Source organism: Peribacillus sp. SIMBA_075 (genome assembly GCF_046534585.1).
On sequence record NZ_JAWRYN010000003.1, the window covers coordinates 150039 to 168115 of the forward strand.

An 18077-nucleotide genomic window follows, 5' to 3' on the forward strand; every position below is an offset into this window, starting at 1 on the left:
TCGTACGGTTAATTCTCTATAGACACGTTAACTAAAGATTGAGAACCGGTTGGATGCGGAACGAATCCTTTTATTGTCTTAGTTCCAGCAAGTTGTGGTAAAGAGTGTACAAGTGGAACCCATGGTGCTTCTTCATGAATGATTTCCTGAGCTTTTCCGTATAACTCATTACGCTTGGCTTCATCAGCAGTGGACTGAGCTTCGATCAATAGCTTATGGACTTCCTCGTTTGCATAACGGGCATAGTTGTTGGAGCCGATATTATCTTTATCCAATAATGTGTAAAGAAAGTTATCCGCATCTCCATTATCGCCTGTCCAGCCTAGCATGAAAGATTGAGCTTCACCAGCCTGCACTTTCTCTAAGTATGCAGCCCATTCATACGAAACGATATTTGCTTCAATGCCTACTTGTTTTAAGCTTGCTTGAATGGCTTCAGCCACTTTTTGACCATCTGGCATATATGGACGTGGTACCGGCATTGCCCAAAGGTCCATTTTGAACCCATCTTCCAGTCCAGCCTTTTTAAGTAATTCCTTAGCTTTTTCTACATCGTAGTCATAGTCTTCAATGTTGTCATTGTAGCCAGAAACAGATGGCGGCATTGGATTCTTGGCAGGCTCTGCTGTGCCTTCGTAAAAGTTATCAATGATTTCTTTTTTGTTAATTAGGTGAGAGATGGCTTGGCGTACTTCCTTTTTGTCGAATGGTGCTTTTTCAACATTGAATGCAAAGTAGCCGACATTCATGGATGGACGTTCGAATATTTGTAGTTTGTCATCCCCTGTTACTTTGCTTATATCACTTGGATTTAACCCGTCCATTAGATCAACTTCACCTTTGATTACAGCATTTAAACGAGCGGAGTTATCTTTAATGACTTTAAACGTGATTCCATCAAGCTTTGGCAGTCCATCTTGCCAATAATCATCATTTTTCACCACTTCAATCGTATCGCCTGGTTTCCATGATTTGAATTTGAATGGACCTGTTCCAGAAGGATTCTTACCGAAATTGTCTGCATCTTTTTCAAAGCCAGTTGGACTTGCTATGGCAAATGTAGGCATCGCAATGTTTTTCAAGAATGGTGCCTGCGGACGATTTAACGTGAATTCCACTGTATTATCATCAATGGCTTTTACCTCTTTGATAACATGACCTTCATCACCTTCAAAGCCGCCAAACATAGAGGCATAGTATGCAAATTTAGCTTCATCCTTACTTTGTGCCCAGCGCTGAAAGTTTTTAACAACTGCTTCTGCATTGAAATCCGAGCCATCATGGAACTTGATGCCGGTTTTCAATTTGAATGTATATGTCTTTGCGTCATCTGAAACTTTCCATGATTCTGCAAGACCTGGCTTTATTTCCGTATTATCTTCCCCGTATTTTACAAGTGTTTCAAAAACCTGCTGTGTGACGATAAATGATTCACCATCCGTTACTATAGCGGGATCTAGTGAAACTGCATCGCCGCCTTTACCGTAAATCAATACGCCCCCTTTTGCTTCATTTGATCCCCCTTTATCATCATCTTTCTCTTTTGATGTAGACGAGGAGCATCCTGCAAGTGCAAGTGAGAGTGCCAGGATTGTAGTCAACAATAAAGCCAATGTCTTCTTCATATTCTTCCCCCTTTATTTTTTTAAAAATTTATGTGTACGTTAAATGTCAATTGTATAAATGACAAGCAACGTAGTGACCGGGTTTATGCTCATGCAAGTCGGGTTTTACTGATTTGCACTCTGCCATGGCCTGCGGGCATCTCGTATGGAAGGGACAACCGCTTGGCGGGTTAGATGGGCTTGGAACATCACCCTGCAGGATTACCCTATCCCCTTTGTATTCCACATCCGGGATGGGCACGGCTGATAGTAAAGCCTGCGTATATGGATGAAGCGGATCTTCATAAAGTCCTTCACTTTCCGTCAATTCAACGATATGTCCAAGATACATGACACCGACACGGTCGGAGATATGCCTCACCACTCCAAGATCATGGGCAATGAAAAGGTAAGTCAAATCAAAATCTTCCTGCAAATCCTGCAGGAGGTTCAAAACCTGGGCCTGAATCGACACATCCAGTGCAGATACCGGCTCATCGGCAATGATCAGCTTTGGGTTTACCGCAAGTGCCCTGGCGATGCCAATGCGCTGCCGCTGGCCCCCACTGAATTGATGCGGATACCTTTTAGCATGGTAACTGCTTAAGCCAACAACCTTAAGAAGTTCCTGCACACGTGCCTTACGCGCCTTTTTATCTTTAACCCCATGTACGATGAGCGGTTCCTCCAATATTTTTTCAATAGTATGCCTGGGATTGAGGGAAGCGAATGGGTCCTGGAAGACCATCTGCATTTCACGGCGCATCTTTCTCATTTCACGGGAAGATAAAGCCGTCAGGTCCTTTCCTTCGAAATAAACATTCCCTTCACTCGGCTCAAGCAATCGAAGCAATAATCTTCCCGTCGTCGACTTTCCGCAACCGCTTTCACCGACAAGTCCTAAGGTTTCCCCTTTATAAATGGAAAAAGACAAACCATCAACTGCCTTGACCTCTCCGATGGTCTTTCCGAGAACCCCTCCTTTGATTGGAAAATGCTTCTTTAGGTTTTCTACCTTAACCAATGTTTGATTCATGCAAGGCAGCTCCTTTCCCATCTTCATACAGCCAGCAGCGAACATGCCTGCCCTCATCAAATTTCAATAGAGACGGGGTCTCATTTATACATTGCTCCATGGCATGGGAGCACCGGGGGGCAAACTGGCACCCGAGGTTGCTTGTCCCAGGTTTTGGCACATTGCCCGGTATCGAGTAAAGGCGATCTTTCTTTATTCGCATATCGGGAATCGACTGAAGTAAACCGACCGTATAAGGATGTTTAGGGTTTTGGAAAATCGTTTGCACATTTCCTTCCTCTATCACCTTGCCGGCATACATGACAATGACACGTTCACACATTTGCGCCACAACGCCAAGATCATGGGTAATCATCATGATTGCCGTGTCTGTTTCTTTATTTAAATTCTTCATTAACTCTAGGATTTGTGCCTGGATCGTCACATCCAAAGCCGTTGTCGGTTCATCGGCTATAAGGAGTTTCGGCTCGCAAATCATGGCCATTGCTATCATGACCCTTTGTCTCATTCCACCCGAAAGCTGATGCGGATATTCTTTGAGCAATTCCTCGGCACGGCCAAGCCCAACCAGCTTCAACATTTCCACCGCTCTATGTCGGGCCTGTTTTTTGTTCCATTTTTTATGTATCCGAAGCGTCTCAACCAACTGCTCTCCAATAGTGAACACAGGATTCAAGCTTGTCATCGGTTCCTGAAATATCATCGCTATGTCATTCCCGCGAATCTTTCTCATTTTCGCTTCAGAGGCATTTGCGATATTCTCCCCTTTAAAGAGGATTTCTCCCTCCACCTTACCAGCAGGTGAAGAAACCAGACCCATGATGGATAAAGAAGTTACGCTTTTTCCGCATCCTGATTCTCCTACAATCCCTAAAACTTCACCAGGATTGACGTGAAAATCGATTGAATTTACGACAGGAATCACCCCATCGTCAGTACGAAAGCTGGTTCGCAGCCCATTCACCTTAATAATTGGTTCTTCCATCAAATCACTTCCTATATATAACTTTTTTCCCATTACATTATTTGGTTTATTATTGCATCAAAATTAAAATTTTACAATATATTTTCTAAAAATTCTAATTTAACAGAATAATTTTTTTATTTTTTTATACACTCACATTTTGGCATAAAAAAAGACTGCTTATTGGCAGTCTATGAAAGAGGGGAATCAGAAAACTTGATTCCAAATGAGGGTAAATCGGAGTTTCCAGCGAGGAAAAAGCTATATTTGCTTTGGGGAAGTAAGGGATGATAATGAACTAATACTACAGTCAAGCTTTACAGAAGTTTTTTCGTCATCGGAATATTTTATGCTTTGTTCAAGTGCTGAAATTCGTTGCATTAATTTTTCATTATGTTCGTATAAATACTTGTTTTGTGTTTTCAGTTGAGTAAGCATCAAATTAATCTGTACTAATTCATATTCATTATTCGAAGTTTTCACATGGGTCTTCGCCACATGACGGATCAAATCACTTATGAGTTCTTCCATCCGCTTTTTCTCATGCATTGTCTAAAAGCGAGCTTGCTCCTGCCCGGAGGCAAGCTTTATTTCCTTTACTCATGCTCGACCTCCACGTAAGACTATAAGCCAATATGTTCAAAATCCTTGGGTTTAATATCGTTTTGTTTAGATGCGATGAATTGAACCCTCTCGGCGACCACTTCAGTAACATATACATTTTTACCCTCTTGATTTTCGTATCTCCTTGTCTGTATTCTGCCTGTGATACCGATTAAGGCACCCTTTTTACAGTACTGAGCAGTATTTTCAGCAGACCTTTTCCATATGATGCACTGTACAAAGTCCGCCTCATATTCACCAACAGTATTACGGAAGTTCCGGTTGACTGCTAACGTTATATTGGAAACAGCCTTGCCGTCTGGTGTGTATCTTAATTCGGGATCCTTCGTAAGCCTGCCGACGAGGGTAACTTGGTTAATCATTTTTTCACTCCTTCCTCTTTAATATGCTTTTATCATACTCTTTCTACCTTCGAATAAAAAATGAAGGAAATGGCATTATTCCACCCTTTTCCTTCTTAAAAAACCGTTTGAATTGATGTAAAATCAATTTTTTTCGATTAAAATTAAGTAATAAACGCATTGTTAACAAAATTTAATATTTTGCAAATTTTTATTCTATCCTGCATAATTTAGACAATTGCTGGGTTTTCATTTCATTAAGGGACTATCTTTTAGTATGATATAATTACCTTTAAAAGGATTAATCGACATGAACCATTCCAGATAAAATAAAATTCACGTTTAAGAAGGGGCTTTTATCACTCTTCTGGCTAGAAATGGAGGAATTAGATGAAATCATTTAAATTAATTTCGTTGCAAATTGTTACTGAGAATTTACAATTGATTGATATTGTATTAACAGATGGACTAATAATAAATAAAGAAAACGATGCTAGAACATGGTTACTGGAAGCCTTTGTAGAAGAAAAGCATTTCAAAGAGCTTGAACCCTCACTCCCCAATATAGACGGAGAGGTTTATATCCAGGCCGTCATTACCAAAAAGGACAATGAACCGGCATTGTTTCACACTGTTTTACGCACCATAAGAAAAGTAGGCAACCATTATAGCCTATTATTCCTTGGTCACATCCAAAAAACGCGTAGCAAATATGCTGAACTTCTTCTTGAAGATTTAGTCCAAAAAGGTCTCGCCGGCGATGAATTAATAAATGAGTTCAAGGAAAAAATCCGTTCAAAGCCTAAATTAGCTACGAATAAATAATCCCCCCCTTTATTTCCCTAATCGAATATACACAAAAAAGACTGACTTAGACGAATAAGGATGATAATCCTCTTCTTAACTAAGCCAGTCTTTTTCAATCTGTGCTAATTACTTATTGTCGTCGTGTTTCTTGTCAATCAAGTCATTTCCATCATTATTGTCATTGTCATTATCAATCACATCATTATTATCATCATTCAAGTGGTTATTATCCGTGCCGTTATTATCCGTGCCGTTGTTATCCTTTACACCATTTTTATTCTTATCTATGATGTTGTTATTATCTTCTGGTGCGGGTTTGTTGTCATTATCCTTATCATTCGTTCCACATCCAGCAAGGAACATAATAGATAATAAAGATCCCCCAATTAGTGCAAAAATTCTTTTCTTCATTTTTGGCAACCTCCTTTCCTTCTTTATCATTAGTTATTTTGTCCGAATGAGAAAATAACTTGCGTCCTATTTTTAATTTTAAAAAGGAAATACACTTACCTCATATTTATTGGAATTTAATCATTAAAAAATGCCGGACATATAAAAATGTCCGGCATTCAAAGGGAGAATGGAAAGGGTCTAATTAAAAAAGCCCATGCAGTACTCTTTAATATATACACCGCTGCACGATTCCTTAAACCACTTTTAAAAATATAGTCATATTAGTCCATTTTCTTTCCCCGAAAATGAATGCACTTCTTATTTGTCACCAAAGGCAAACATGATTTCGGCTTCACATGCTACTTCTCCGTCTACCGTTGCCACTGCTTTCCCTTTACCCATTGAGCCTCTCATACGCACTATTTCCACTTCCAGGCGCAGTTGATCACCTGGTTTTACTTGCTTTTTAAAGCGGCAATTATCAATTCCAGCAAAAAATGCAAGCCGTCCTTTATATTCTTCTTGTTTCAAAACCGCTACAGCGCCAACTTGCGCTAAAGCCTCTACAATTAAAACACCAGGCATAACTGGGTAATCCGGAAAATGACCATTAAAGAATTCTTCATTAGCTGAGACATTCTTCAAACCTACCGCTCTTTTCCCTTCATCTATTTCTATGATCCGGTCCACTAATAAGAATGGGTAACGATGCGGAATAATTTCCTTTATTTGTGTGATATCAAGCATTTTTGTTCCTCCTATGATTTAAATATTTCTAACATAACGTTAACTCGCCCCTGCCATAAAGACAGAGGCGTAGTTGCTATGTAATATAAATCCGTTAACGACAGCAACTACCTCAATGGAACTACGCATCCTTGTTCACTATATCAACAATATGGGTCCATGTGGATTTTTGGAAAACATCCATTGCATGTCCTCCACCGATCACACTGTATCCTATAAGTGCCCCGGATAACACAGCAATGAAAATCAATCCGATAACAATGAGTAAACGAAGCCAAATTGGCAAAAGACGGACCTTGATTCTACGATTCGGTTTCGTCTCAACTTCCTTTATCTCTTCTTCAATTTGTTGTCTCATTACACGATTTTGTTCCATATAGAATGTGAAAGCTCCTTTTTCTAAGAAAACTCGCCGACTTGATTCCCCCCATACTCCAGAAAATAGGCAGCTATGGACAAACGATTCTCTTTGATATGAATTCATTATAACCGATTTGCTATAATTCCGCAGGGAGACATTTTATTTTCCCCGATAACTTAACGGATTCCATTGATTAATCCGCTCATTTGATCAGCCATCGTTACAGCCCGGGATTGAAATTGATAAGACCGCTGAACATTAATAAGATCCGTCATTTCTTTGGAAAGATCGACATTTGAGGACTCCAGAGTTCCTTGACGGATAGCTATTTGGTTGCGGGAATCCCCTGTTAATGCAGTCATGATATCGTCATCAGTTACACCCAATTCATTGATGTTTTCGGGCAGGCCAAGTAAATTTCCGCCTAGCCGCTCAAGAAATTGCGGCTTCTTTATCGAGACGATGCCAAGCCCAAAACTCTTTTTTCCGTATTCTTCCGTATCGACCGTCAAAAAACCATTTTTCGAAATCCTAATGTCTCTAACATTTCCGTCAATAAGGATCGGGTCACCATTTTCATCAAGCACCTGATGTCCAGCAGAGGTAACGAGCACCATTTGGTCCTGATCATTCGCATTTGGAGATAAATAAAAGGCGCCATCCCTTGTAAGCCTTGCATTAACCCCTTTACCGTCCTGAACGCTTACGGTGAAGAATTGGTCTTCACTAGTGAATGCAGCATCAAGATTACGGTCCGTAGTCTTTAAGGACCCCTGTGAAAGCACCAATTGAGACTGGCTTATCTTAGCACCTGTTCCCTGCCTTATGCCAGGTGTGGTCAGCCTTCCTTTTTCCTTGGTCTCACTCGGTTGATTATTGAAACTCTGTGTCAGTAAGTCATTGAAGCTCGTTTGGGTCTTTTTGTAGGCAGTCGAGTCCACATTAGAGATATTATTACTTATTTGATCGATTTTACTTTGAAGCTGGTTCAGCGTATTTGTCGCTGTCATCATGGTACGATTCATGTATATTCCCCTTACATGTCCAAATTTCCAAAGGCGGTTTTCTGCTAATGTTCAATTAAAGCCTGCCAACTTCATTGACCGCTTTATCCAAACTTTTATCATAGGCTTGGAGAACCTTCTGACTCGCTTCAAAAGAGCGGTATGCCGACATCATTTCTGTCATCGTTCTCGATTGGTCGACATTAGAGCCTTCAAGGAACCCTTGCTTAGTAGAAAAACCGACCCCTTCTGACGTGTATGCGCTAGGTAACTTCCCATCATTCACAGCCTTATAAAGGCCTTCCCCATCCTTAATGAGCTGTGATGATGGATCATCTGAATAACCGATGCCGAGACGTGCCGTTTGAACATTCCCTTCTAAAATAACACCGTTTTCCGTTACGGTGAACTGATCGCTATCAAGCTGGATTCGATTATTATTTTCATTCAATACATAATGACCGGCAGGTGTAGTCAGATAACCTTGTCCATCTAGAGTGAAACTGCCGTTGCGCGTATAACGGATGCCACCATCACCATCCTGAACAGTAAAAAACACCGACCCTCGCAGACCGGTTTCTTCATTGATCGGAAGGTTTTCATCGGCCAAGGAAATATCTGTATTAAGCTCGGTTTCCTCCAATGTACCCTGGGTAAATAAAGGATTTGCCTCCTGTACGTAAACCCCAGTACTGAGCCCCCCGACCTGGGATAATTCAGGCAAATTCAATTTATTCTCCGCAGGAACCGTTTTGCCTTCTATGTTGCTGATAAGCATTTCCGGAAAAGACCTTATACTCATTTGATCTGTTTTATACCCTGTTGTATTCGCATTGGACATATTGTTTGTGAGCAATTCTGTGCGCCTTTGCTGTGTAAGCATCCCGGAAGCAGCTGTATAAAAACCTCTTAACATCCTCTTCACTCCTCATTCTACATAACTTATCCCGTTCAATTTCTCATATTTATCTTATCGGTCATGAACGTCAGTATCTTAAGGAAAGGACTAGCATTAGGCAGAAGAATTTATATGTATCGTAAGCTAGGTCAGATTTAAAGGAATTGTGTTAAATTCTCGACTAAAAGAAGAGGGCCTATTGCTCATCAGTACTAGAACTGCACGCACTTTCACTATGCCTCATGTTTGTCTGAACCTTAGACCCCTATCTTATGATGCAGATTTCCATCCGCTTTTTAGTTGAATTTGTGCCGTGGCAATTTATCCATATTATCAAGCATGATTCCAGTTCCAATTGCTACACAATCCATCGGGTGTTCGGCAACGAGTACTGGGACCTTAAGCTCTTCAGCGAGGAGTAAATCAATCCCGTGAAGCAACGCTCCCCCGCCTGTTAAAATGACGCCGCGATCGATGATATCAGCAGAAAGTTCAGGCGGTGTCCGCTCAAGTACGCTTTTTGCAGCTTGTACAATGATTGAAACCTGCTCACGAAGAGCTTCCTCAATTTCTTCCGAATTGACCGAAATGGTTCTAGGTAATCCTGATACCATATCTCGTCCACGAATATCGATGACTTCATTACGGGAACCAGGGAAGACTGTTGCAACCTGAATTTTAATGTTTTCCGCTGTACGTTCACCAATCAGAAGCTTATACTTCCGCTTGATATAATGTAAAATTTCATTATCGAATTTGTCACCGGCCATTTTAATGGAAGAAGATGTAACGATATCCCCCATTGAAAGGACGGCAATATCCGTTGTACCCCCGCCAATGTCCACGACCATATTGCCGCTTGGTTGAAAAATATCCATGCCGGCACCGATTGCAGCCACTTTTGGTTCTTCTTCAAGGAATACTTTCTTTCCTCCGCTTTTTTCAGCAGCTTCTTTAATCGCCTTTTGTTCGACACTTGTTATGTTCGTCGGGCAGCAGATCAAAATTCTAGGCTTTGAAAGGAAGCCTTTCACATTCAATGTATTGATAAAATGCTTAAGCATCGATTCTGTTACATCAAAATCCGCAATGACCCCGTCTTTTAATGGACGAATTGCGATGATGTTTCCTGGAGTACGGCCTACCATTTTACGAGCTTCTTCCCCGACAGCAAGAACACGGTTCGTATTCTTATCAATCGCTACTACCGAAGGCTCATTTAACACAATTCCTTTACCTTTGACATGTATAAGAACATTGGCTGTTCCAAGATCTATCCCAATATCTCTAGCAAACATTTCTTAAATCCTCCTTGAATATCCTCACATATAACCTACTTCTGTCCTAATTGTTTATTTTACCATATTGCATTGGCACAAGTAAGTATGAATTATAAATAAACACTAATACAGACTATTTTTACCTCTTTTTCCAATATGTAAAAAATTCCGATGCCTTATGTACTATCTTCGGTCTTTCCCCACAAAAAAATTCCGGCAAGGAACCGCAGTCAAGGTTAAGAAAAAAGCTGACACTATTCCATGTCTCTTTATTCATCCCCTGATTGCTGGATTCGCTTCCAAATGCCGGAATGATATCACAAAGATTATTTGACGATTTCTTCTTCTCTTTCCGATCGTTTATATTTTAACTTTGTCGCTTCTCCACCTCGAAGGTGACGAATGGATTTGTGATAATCCAATATATCCTTCACTTCGTTAGCCAAATCAGGATTAATTTCTGGCAGCCTCTCAGTTAAGTCTTTATGAACTGTGCTTTTAGAGACTCCGAACTCTTTTGCAATGACGCGGACTGTTTTTCTAGTTTCCACGATATACTTTCCTATCTTGATAGTTCTTTCTTTGATGTAATCGTGCACACCACTCGACCTCCCCAAATTGGATGTGAGAAGTGTGAAATGAGATTCGTATTTTTCGAATCGAATACCGCTGCCCTATAAACAATGAAAGATAGAATTATTCACCTATTAGATAATTTGTAATAAACGATTCCTCACCTCAAACACTCTCTTTGCATGGTTTATAACATCTTATTAGCTTGGTTAAGAATATATGCCTAATGGGACAGGAGGTTTGGATTTATTTCTGATTTTCAACTGTTTATTTTCCTTAAGAACAAATTATTTCCCGAGAAATTTGTCAGAAATTCAAATGTTTCAGCATATCGGCCAATATTTCCTCGAAAGAAAAAAAGGAAGCCGTTCAAAATGAACGGCTTCCTTTTACCAAATTTTCAGTTGTTGTCATTCGTAACGCTCAAGGTTTTTTGTTTTGATATTATTAAAAATCTTGATCTTAATTAGATTGTTTTAATGAATCTTTTAAGGAATCGCTTTCCTCAGTTGTATCTTCACCTGGGACAGAGCCTTCTTCATCTGTGCCACTATCTAAATCAGTGCTCTCGTCAGTTTCGTCAACGGCAGGCGGTTCATCCGTGCCAGTTTCAGATTCTTCGATTGCAGGTGATTCTTTCTTATCCGTTTTAGATCCTTCGACTGCAGGTGCTTCTTCTTTATCAATTTCAGTTTCGTCAACCGCAGGTGTTTCTTCTTTTTTAGCTGAATCGTCAAGTTCGCTGCCTTCAGCTTCAGTTGCCGATTGAATGGCAGAAGCTTGTTTATCGACAAAATCAAGTGGATTTAACGCAATGTTATCTTTTCTGATTTCGAAGTGGACATGCACGCCCGCCTCTTCGTTGATTTGGCTTTTTCCAGCTGTAGCAATTGCTTGCCCTTGTTTCACTTTGTCACCGACTGCAACTTTAATGTCTTTAACAGATTGATAACGAGTAACTACACCATCTTCATGCTGTACTTCAACCAAATTTCCAAGTAACGCATCGTCTTGGACTTTCGATACATTTCCACTTAGTGAAGCTTTTACATCGAAAGATTTTCCATCTTTCATTGCAATGTCTATACCTTTGTTTTGCTCATATCTATTGTTGTAAAATACCAACGCTTCTTCTTGTGCCTTTTCATCCGCATTCACATCATAAAACTGTTTCTTAATAACCGTTTTGTCTGCATCGGCTACAGGCATCTTGATTGTCTCAAGATTACTATTAACCTCGACAGAAGGCTGATCATAGTTTTTTCCTGTTTCAGCTGATTCCTCTTTGCCATCCTTAGCTGAATCATTAAAACTATTTTGTAATAAGAAGGCCGCGGCTAAGATTATGGCTGCACTTGCGATATAGATTGCTGATAATGCCCAACGTTGTTTTAGTATACGTCGGATTGTGGAAGTTGGTTTCTTTTCTTCCTCTCTCATATTAATCACCTCAGCAATCATTCTGAACATTTTGGTAAGATTATATACATTCAGATAAAAAAATTTTTAGATTTATTTTGTGGAAATGAAACCGATTTTATTCGTAGAATGGTAAAATGTTTGGTATCTAACTATTGAAGGGTGTTTAATTCATGAAAAAAGCCTTTAAAATCGTGTTAACGTTATTGCCTTTTCTATATATGATTGCCATTTGGATAATGTCGAGCAACCCCGATGATATGATTCTTGATCTTCCATCATCCTCAATTGACCGATTTATCAAAGAGGCACTTCATTTAGTCGAATTTGCCCTTTTGTATATATTATTGGTTTCTGCTCTTGCTGCAAACCAAAAACTGAAACCTGGATTAAGCTTGTTGGCGGCCATAGCAGCATGCTTTTACGGAGTTATAGATGAATATCACCAATCATTCATCCCATACCGCTCCGCTACCTTAATAGATGTCATTAAAGATATCATTGGAGTAGCTGCTGTGTATTTTCATGTCCAATATCATTATTTCAAGCATGAACGGGGCTTTTTGACCATTATAGAAAAAATAAGCACAAAAAAATGAGAGATGGGATTCCCCATCTCTCATTTTTTTGCCGTCATCGTATTCAGCCACTTACTTGAAGACTGAACTTTAACGCCTTTATAATAATATTTTACGATGTCTTCATAGGTTTTCCCTTCCCTGGCCATTCCATTAGCACCGTATTGGCTCATTCCAACTCCGTGCCCAGATCCTTTTGTCGTGATGACAATCTGGTTGCCTTGACGCTCCCAGTTAAAATCGGATGATGTCAGGCCCAGCTTTTCACGAATCTGTTTTCCTGTCATTTTCTTTCCTCCGATTTTCACCACACCTACGCGATTGCCTGATGTTCTTTCAATGACAGTTCCTATTGTTGTTCCCGATGATAGACTTACACCCAGTTTGCTTTCAAAATCTGCAGTGTTCACAACAACTTTATTATAAAACTTTGGTGATTCCTGTTTATCCCAAGGACTGGATACGCTTTTTAAATAGGGGAAATCCGCTTGCCAATAGTCCTCGGAATTCTCAGTGTAGCCATTGCTGGTCGAAAAAAAAGTCGCAGTAATCGGTTTTCCTTCATAGGTTAGAATTTGACCCGCTGTTTCCTTTATTGCTTTGTTAATTTTCTTCATCTTCCATTTATAATCAGAGCCCCACTGTTTTTTCAGCTCATCATTATTCTTATAAACTTGGTGCATGACCGTATCGCTTACATCGGCACCATCAGGCAAGCCTAATCGACTTTCGCTTAGGAGCTGATTGACAATGTAGGTTCTCGCTGTCAATGCTTGTGCCTTAAGTGCTTCTTCCTCGAAATCCGCTGGCATTTCAGCCGCTACTACACCAGCTAAATACGTTTCAATCGGCAGTTTTTCAATCTTTCTTGCAGATGTACGGTAAACAGCAACTTCAACGGAACTCATTTCATTTGCACTTACCTCTTTACCTTCATTCTTCACTTTTTTTTCTAATTGTTCGGCTAACTCTCCACTTGTCTTATCATTTGAAAATGGAAGCACAAGCACTGCTGGAATCATGATAATTACGAATGCTACTGCTATGAATAGTACAATCATCGGTTTGATTGCTTTCAAATTCCTGAGCCTCCCTACACTTGTTTTCTCTGCCGTAAATCACTATCCGGCAGGTATCTTTACATAACAAATGTATGTCGAAGGACAAGCTTTTATGAATAGAAAAATGACAACCATTTAGCTTGAGGCCATGAATGCCTGATACAAGACAAAAAAACCATTCACGTTTCAATGACTCGAACGTGAATGGTTTTATAAGCTATCTTATGCGTTTAAATCGGCAATTTTTTTTGTTTCTGCAGGTACATCTTCGTTAATACGTTCCACATCGGCACCTAGAGAAGCCAATTTACCATGGAAATTCACGTATCCTCTGTCAAGATGCTTTAATTCTGTAACACGAGTAATGCCATCTGCAACCAATCCAGTCAGGATGAGCGCTGCCGCGGCACGTAAATCTGTTGCAGCTACTTCAGCACCTTGTATGTTAGTTGGTCCATTAACGATAACAGAACGACCTTCAATTTTAATATTGGCATTCATGCGACGGAATTCCTCAACATGCATAAAACGGTTTTCGAAAACGGTCTCCGTAATCATACTTGTTCCTTCAGCACGCAATAATAATGCCATCATTTGCGATTGCATATCAGTCGGGAAACCAGGATGCGGCATTGTTTTGATATCAATGGCCTTCAAGGTTTTTGGACCGATAACGCGTAATCCATCTTCTTCTTCAAGAATTTCAACACCCATTTCTTCCATTTTAGCAATAAGGGAAGTAAGGTGTTCAGGTACAGCGCCTTGAACAAGAACATTGCCGCCAGTAAGAGCAGCAGCCGTCATAAATGTACCGGCTTCGATACGGTCAGGTATAATCGCATGTTCAGTGCCATATAATTTATCGACACCCTCGATTCTCATCGTACCAGTACCAGCACCTCTGACTTTGGCACCCATTTTATTAAGGAAATTCGCAAGATCTACAATTTCAGGCTCTTTGGCCACATTTTCAAGAACAGTTATACCTTCTGCAAGTGTTGCTGCCATCATGATGTTTTCAGTGGCACCCACACTTGGGAAGTCAAGATACACTCTTGCACCCTTAAGTCTGCCTTCTACCTCGGCATCAATGAAACCATTGCCGACCTTCACTTTTGCTCCCATCGCTTCAAAGCCCTTTAAATGCTGGTCGATAGGACGTGATCCGATGGCACAGCCACCAGGAAGAGCAACGCGGGCCCGGCCATTCCTTGCTAGTAATGAGCCCATCACTAAAACGGAAGCTCTCATTTTTCGTACATATTCAAATGGTGCTTCTTCTAATAACTCTCTTGATGCATCTACAGTTACTTGATTGTCATGAAAGGCAACATCTGCATTTAAGTTGCGCAATACTTCATTGATTGTATATACATCGGAGAGCGTAGGAACATCTTTAATGATACTTTTCCCATCACTTGCTAATAATGTTGCAGCGATAACTGGCAAAACGGCGTTTTTAGCACCTTCTACTTTAACTGTCCCGCTAAGCCTTTTTCCGCCGCGGACGATGATTTTTTCCAAAAGTATTCCCCTCCGCGTCCATTTTCTCTATATTAATATTCAAACGTTATGATTGGTGTGCCAACTACAAAGTTCGTTCGGTCACCCAATCCTTCTGTCCGTAGCCCAAACTGCAAATTTAATTTTTCTTTTGTCAAAGGTTGTTTAAACAATGTTGAATGTGCAGATATAGATGTAAAGTTTGTTTCATGCACACTCTCAATTTCCCTTGCTTGGAACATATCTAACAGGTCTTCAGTTTTAGCGTTTAAAACCGAATCCATATTATCATTGATAGACCCTTTAATACAAGAAAAAATTGAAGGAGTCCCTATAAATAGTTCATTCACCCTGTTCTGGAACGTAGTTGTAAAAAATGCCGAATTAGCTTTTTCCCACTCTTTTCCCTTCACTTCGTAAATGACATAGGTAACTTTATCAAATTTCTCTTCCGTTGTCATTATTTTGATGGACTCGGTTAGACCTGAATCGACATTGTAAGTTAACGCCTCAGCCTTCCAGCCGGAAGCATCATCTTTCCGGTGCCATTGAAATTGAGGGTATTTTCGTTTTAAAGCCGTAACTTCTCTTTCAAACTCTTGTTTAGTTGTAATCTCTTTATTTATTTCTCTAGCGAGTACAGACCAATCCCCTATGTCCAAATCCTTATCCTTTTGTAACAGTCCCACCAATTTAACTATATCTGGTTTACTTTCTGCCACAATCGTACTATTCCCAATTAAAATCACCATCAAACCAAGAAATACTATGTATGTTAACATTTTTTTGTTTAAATTATACATGTTAAATCCCTCCCCTTTTATCATTCTTTCCATAAGGAGAGAGATCATACTTCGAGTTTTCCGACAATTGGTGACACCTTCCACCTGACAAATGGCAGGAAGCAAAAGCGAATACAAGAGTAGAATCATATTTTGCTATAAGAAGAGCCTTACAGCTTATCAGTCATCACTAAACATATACGGGAGTTGGTTTGCAAATCCCAGGTAGTCAAGGAAGAAATTACTCACAACTGAACCGATGGCAACCGTTAATAAAATATATAAAACCCTGGCCTTGATGACCGAATTGGATCTTAAGATTTTATCAAAGTGTAATGCCTGTAAAGCCCACCAGGTAACTGCAATGAAAAACAAGTGTGCAATTATTCCTGTTAAAGCTTGCTGTCCCATTGCTGAAAACATGTACATACCTCCTAAAAGACACCCGTCTTCTATTCTAACACAAAACCCCTTCGTATTTGGAATATAAAAGGAAGAATTGCAAAATTTCTTTTTAAAACTGTAAATAGAGGCTTGATCCAATGGAGCAAGCCTCTGATACAGGCATTATATCATTTACTCGAAATAAAGTCTGTAAATTCACCGAATTGATCATGAATAAAATCTAAGGCAATATTTGGCGCCACCCCGAAAAGTATGGTGCCTATTACGCAAATGATCAACACGGCGGATAGACCCGAACGAATTTTAATGACCTTCCCTGAATGAATGGGCCGGAAAAAGACTTGAACCAATAATCCGAAATAATACACATAGGACACAACAGTACCGGCAATCATGATTCCCGCAAGGACAAAATGTCCAGGTTCCGTAATGAATGTTCCAAGGAATATATTGAGTTTGCCAATGAATCCTGTCGTCCCGGGAATTCCTGCAAGCGATAGGATAAATACAGTAAATCCTATGGCAAGAAACGGTGATTTCCTCCCAAGTCCTGCAAGAATGCTAATGTCTTCTGATCCACTTTGGCTGGCGAGCAGCTGAATGACTGCAAATGCACCGATATTCATTAATACATAAGCCATTAGGTAAAACCAGACTGTATCGATCAGGAAATATCCCCCGCCCAATGTGGCCACCGCTACAAGGAGGTAACCCGCATGGGCAATGCTTGAATAAGCGAACAATCGTTTTAGATTTTGCTGCCTTAACGCAACCACATTTCCAATGATGATTGTCAGACCTGCCAATGAAGCTATATAGATATTATTTTTTTCCAAAAAGTCGAGTGCTCCGAAGGTATCGCCGGAAGCTGTTAGGAACAACGAAAGAAAAATGCGCAGGATGATGACGAAACCCGCTATTTTCGAAATTACACTTAAGAAGGCTACAACTGGTGTCGGTGCCCCCTCATATATATCAGGTGCCCACATATGAAATGGTGCGGCAGCTATCTTGAAGGATAAACCGACAAATACCATGAAGAAAGCGAGGCCCATAATATATTGCAGCTGACCATCCGTCATCGCTGCCATCGTCCGGCTCATCTCGCCTAGATTGACAGAACCAGTCACTCCATATAAATAGCTCATCCCGAATAAAGTGATCGCCGTGGAAATACCTCCGTTTATCACATACTTCATGGACGCTTCGTTAGACTTCCGATCATGTTTACGCATTCCGACTAATATATAGGATGAAAGTGAAAGAAGTTCCAATCCAACGAACAGTGTTATCAAATCCCCGCTTGAGGACATGACCATCGCTCCAAGCAAAGCGGTCAGGAACAGATAATAAAATTCCCCCCGATGCTCTCGCAGCCCCTCTTGCGGTTCATAGCCTTCAGCCAGAAGGATGATTAGGCCCGCCCCGAATAATAGGAGCAGCTTAAATGCTTTTGCAAAAGAATCTAAACGAAACGTATCGGATAAGATACTGACTGTCTCAAAGGATAGTAAGCTAATCAGTGACAAACATGCCAAAATGATTCCGGTTAGCGCGAGCCATGCCAGTTTTCTCCGATTAAAGTGCTTCGGCCAGAATAAATCCAATACCGAAAGGATCATGGCCGTTCCAAGGATGATGAATTCCGGCATCATCGCTCCCCAATCATAAGAAAGCATCGTGTTCCACTCCATCCT

General features: G+C 40.4%; 20 protein-coding genes. 2 read left to right on the top strand and 18 right to left on the bottom strand.

The features are described 5' to 3' along the window. Nucleotides 1-8: 8 nt before the first annotated feature. The 5 genes from SB775_RS04015 to ssb form a co-directional block, all read right to left on the bottom strand. Nucleotides 9-1625 carry an ABC transporter substrate-binding protein gene (locus SB775_RS04015; RefSeq protein WP_061465653.1) on the bottom strand — a complete coding sequence of 539 codons (1617 nt, stop codon included), beginning with the start codon at nucleotides 1623-1625 and terminating at the stop codon, nucleotides 9-11. A 46-nt stretch (nucleotides 1626-1671) separates the two neighbouring features. Further along, the gene (locus SB775_RS04020; protein ID WP_410860601.1) at nucleotides 1672-2640 is read right to left on the bottom strand and encodes an ABC transporter ATP-binding protein; all 969 of its coding nucleotides are present in this window, start codon (nucleotides 2638-2640) and stop codon (nucleotides 1672-1674) included. After that, a complete protein-coding gene (locus SB775_RS04025; RefSeq protein ID WP_155727488.1) occupies nucleotides 2621-3625 on the bottom strand; it encodes an ABC transporter ATP-binding protein in 1005 nt (334 codons plus the stop codon). Before SB775_RS04025 ends, SB775_RS04020 begins: the two co-directional genes overlap by 20 nt. A gap of 240 nt (nucleotides 3626-3865) precedes the next feature. Then, on the bottom strand, nucleotides 3866-4135 hold the full coding sequence (locus tag SB775_RS04030) for a hypothetical protein (protein WP_410860602.1): 270 nt from the start codon (nucleotides 4133-4135) through the stop codon (nucleotides 3866-3868). 92 nt (nucleotides 4136-4227) lie between these two features. Continuing rightward, nucleotides 4228-4590: a single-stranded DNA-binding protein gene (gene ssb, locus SB775_RS04035; RefSeq protein WP_061465657.1), complete on the bottom strand. Its 363-nt coding sequence runs from the start codon at nucleotides 4588-4590 to the stop codon at nucleotides 4228-4230. Nucleotides 4591-4959: 369 nt separating this feature from the next. On the opposite strand from ssb, the gene SB775_RS04040 reads away from it, so the two are divergent. Continuing rightward, nucleotides 4960-5394 (top strand): YwpF family protein, encoded by a 435-nt coding sequence (locus SB775_RS04040; protein WP_410860604.1) that lies wholly within the window; start codon nucleotides 4960-4962, stop codon nucleotides 5392-5394. A 108-nt stretch (nucleotides 5395-5502) separates the two neighbouring features. On the opposite strand, the gene SB775_RS04045 is transcribed toward SB775_RS04040, so the two are convergent. From SB775_RS04045 to spoIIQ, 8 genes are all read right to left on the bottom strand, one after another. After that, entirely contained in the window at nucleotides 5503-5787 is a 285-nt protein-coding gene (locus SB775_RS04045; protein WP_410860605.1) for a hypothetical protein, read from the bottom strand. A gap of 300 nt (nucleotides 5788-6087) precedes the next feature. Beyond that, entirely contained in the window at nucleotides 6088-6516 is a 429-nt protein-coding gene (gene fabZ, locus SB775_RS04050; RefSeq protein WP_061465660.1) for a 3-hydroxyacyl-ACP dehydratase FabZ, read from the bottom strand. Between the two features lie 121 nt (nucleotides 6517-6637). Further along, the gene (locus SB775_RS04055; RefSeq protein WP_410860606.1) at nucleotides 6638-6892 is read right to left on the bottom strand and encodes a DNA-directed RNA polymerase subunit beta; all 255 of its coding nucleotides are present in this window, start codon (nucleotides 6890-6892) and stop codon (nucleotides 6638-6640) included. A gap of 161 nt (nucleotides 6893-7053) precedes the next feature. Further along, nucleotides 7054-7902, bottom strand: a complete 849-nt coding sequence (locus SB775_RS04060; RefSeq protein ID WP_410860607.1) for a flagellar hook-basal body protein — start codon at nucleotides 7900-7902, stop codon at nucleotides 7054-7056. Between the two features lie 55 nt (nucleotides 7903-7957). Next, nucleotides 7958-8797: a flagellar hook-basal body protein gene (locus tag SB775_RS04065; protein ID WP_410860608.1), complete on the bottom strand. Its 840-nt coding sequence runs from the start codon at nucleotides 8795-8797 to the stop codon at nucleotides 7958-7960. Nucleotides 8798-9075: 278 nt separating this feature from the next. Further along, nucleotides 9076-10077 (bottom strand): rod shape-determining protein, encoded by a 1002-nt coding sequence (gene mreB, locus SB775_RS04070; RefSeq protein ID WP_057911932.1) that lies wholly within the window; start codon nucleotides 10075-10077, stop codon nucleotides 9076-9078. A 308-nt stretch (nucleotides 10078-10385) separates the two neighbouring features. Further along, nucleotides 10386-10658, bottom strand: a complete 273-nt coding sequence (gene spoIIID, locus SB775_RS04075) for a sporulation transcriptional regulator SpoIIID (RefSeq protein WP_034315767.1) — start codon at nucleotides 10656-10658, stop codon at nucleotides 10386-10388. A gap of 436 nt (nucleotides 10659-11094) precedes the next feature. After that, nucleotides 11095-12072: a stage II sporulation protein SpoIIQ gene (gene spoIIQ, locus SB775_RS04080; protein ID WP_410860609.1), complete on the bottom strand. Its 978-nt coding sequence runs from the start codon at nucleotides 12070-12072 to the stop codon at nucleotides 11095-11097. Nucleotides 12073-12224: 152 nt separating this feature from the next. Here spoIIQ and SB775_RS04085 point away from each other — a divergent pair, with 152 nt between their 5' ends. Beyond that, a complete protein-coding gene (locus SB775_RS04085) occupies nucleotides 12225-12650 on the top strand; it encodes a VanZ family protein (protein ID WP_061465665.1) in 426 nt (141 codons plus the stop codon). 20 nt (nucleotides 12651-12670) lie between these two features. Here the strand turns inward: SB775_RS04085 and spoIID are convergent, their stop codons facing one another. From spoIID to nuoN, 5 genes are all read right to left on the bottom strand, one after another. Then, a complete protein-coding gene (gene spoIID, locus SB775_RS04090) occupies nucleotides 12671-13708 on the bottom strand; it encodes a stage II sporulation protein D (protein ID WP_250211729.1) in 1038 nt (345 codons plus the stop codon). A 204-nt stretch (nucleotides 13709-13912) separates the two neighbouring features. Next, nucleotides 13913-15214 carry a UDP-N-acetylglucosamine 1-carboxyvinyltransferase gene (gene murA, locus SB775_RS04095; protein WP_089362013.1) on the bottom strand — a complete coding sequence of 434 codons (1302 nt, stop codon included), beginning with the start codon at nucleotides 15212-15214 and terminating at the stop codon, nucleotides 13913-13915. Nucleotides 15215-15246: 32 nt separating this feature from the next. After that, complete coding sequence (locus tag SB775_RS04100; protein ID WP_185147775.1) at nucleotides 15247-15996, bottom strand: YwmB family TATA-box binding protein; 750 nt, start codon at nucleotides 15994-15996, stop codon at nucleotides 15247-15249. A 159-nt stretch (nucleotides 15997-16155) separates the two neighbouring features. Continuing rightward, a complete protein-coding gene (locus tag SB775_RS04105; RefSeq protein WP_061465671.1) occupies nucleotides 16156-16398 on the bottom strand; it encodes a DUF1146 family protein in 243 nt (80 codons plus the stop codon). A gap of 149 nt (nucleotides 16399-16547) precedes the next feature. Continuing rightward, complete coding sequence (gene nuoN, locus SB775_RS04110; RefSeq protein ID WP_410860610.1) at nucleotides 16548-18074, bottom strand: NADH-quinone oxidoreductase subunit NuoN; 1527 nt, start codon at nucleotides 18072-18074, stop codon at nucleotides 16548-16550. Nucleotides 18075-18077 lie beyond the last annotated feature (3 nt).

Coding starts and splice junctions, on each gene's coding strand:
- SB775_RS04025 (WP_155727488.1), bottom strand. CDS start 3,625: ATGGAAGAACCAATTATTAAGGTGAATGGGCTGCGAACCAGCTTTCGT.
- SB775_RS04020 (WP_410860601.1), bottom strand. CDS start 2,640: ATGAATCAAACATTGGTTAAGGTAGAAAACCTAAAGAAGCATTTTCCA.
- fabZ (WP_061465660.1), bottom strand. CDS start 6,516: ATGCTTGATATCACACAAATAAAGGAAATTATTCCGCATCGTTACCCA.
- SB775_RS04055 (WP_410860606.1), bottom strand. CDS start 6,892: ATGGAACAAAATCGTGTAATGAGACAACAAATTGAAGAAGAGATAAAG.
- SB775_RS04105 (WP_061465671.1), bottom strand. CDS start 16,398: ATGTTTTCAGCAATGGGACAGCAAGCTTTAACAGGAATAATTGCACAC.
- SB775_RS04030 (WP_410860602.1), bottom strand. CDS start 4,135: ATGGAAGAACTCATAAGTGATTTGATCCGTCATGTGGCGAAGACCCAT.
- SB775_RS04100 (WP_185147775.1), bottom strand. CDS start 15,996: ATGTATAATTTAAACAAAAAAATGTTAACATACATAGTATTTCTTGGT.
- ssb (WP_061465657.1), bottom strand. CDS start 4,590: ATGATTAACCAAGTTACCCTCGTCGGCAGGCTTACGAAGGATCCCGAA.
- SB775_RS04045 (WP_410860605.1), bottom strand. CDS start 5,787: ATGAAGAAAAGAATTTTTGCACTAATTGGGGGATCTTTATTATCTATT.
- SB775_RS04085 (WP_061465665.1), top strand. CDS start 12,225: ATGAAAAAAGCCTTTAAAATCGTGTTAACGTTATTGCCTTTTCTATAT.
- mreB (WP_057911932.1), bottom strand. CDS start 10,077: ATGTTTGCTAGAGATATTGGGATAGATCTTGGAACAGCCAATGTTCTT.
- SB775_RS04040 (WP_410860604.1), top strand. CDS start 4,960: ATGAAATCATTTAAATTAATTTCGTTGCAAATTGTTACTGAGAATTTA.
- nuoN (WP_410860610.1), bottom strand. CDS start 18,074: ATGGAGTGGAACACGATGCTTTCTTATGATTGGGGAGCGATGATGCCG.
- SB775_RS04065 (WP_410860608.1), bottom strand. CDS start 8,797: ATGTTAAGAGGTTTTTATACAGCTGCTTCCGGGATGCTTACACAGCAA.
- SB775_RS04060 (WP_410860607.1), bottom strand. CDS start 7,902: ATGAATCGTACCATGATGACAGCGACAAATACGCTGAACCAGCTTCAA.
- SB775_RS04015 (WP_061465653.1), bottom strand. CDS start 1,625: ATGAAGAAGACATTGGCTTTATTGTTGACTACAATCCTGGCACTCTCA.
- spoIIQ (WP_410860609.1), bottom strand. CDS start 12,072: ATGAGAGAGGAAGAAAAGAAACCAACTTCCACAATCCGACGTATACTA.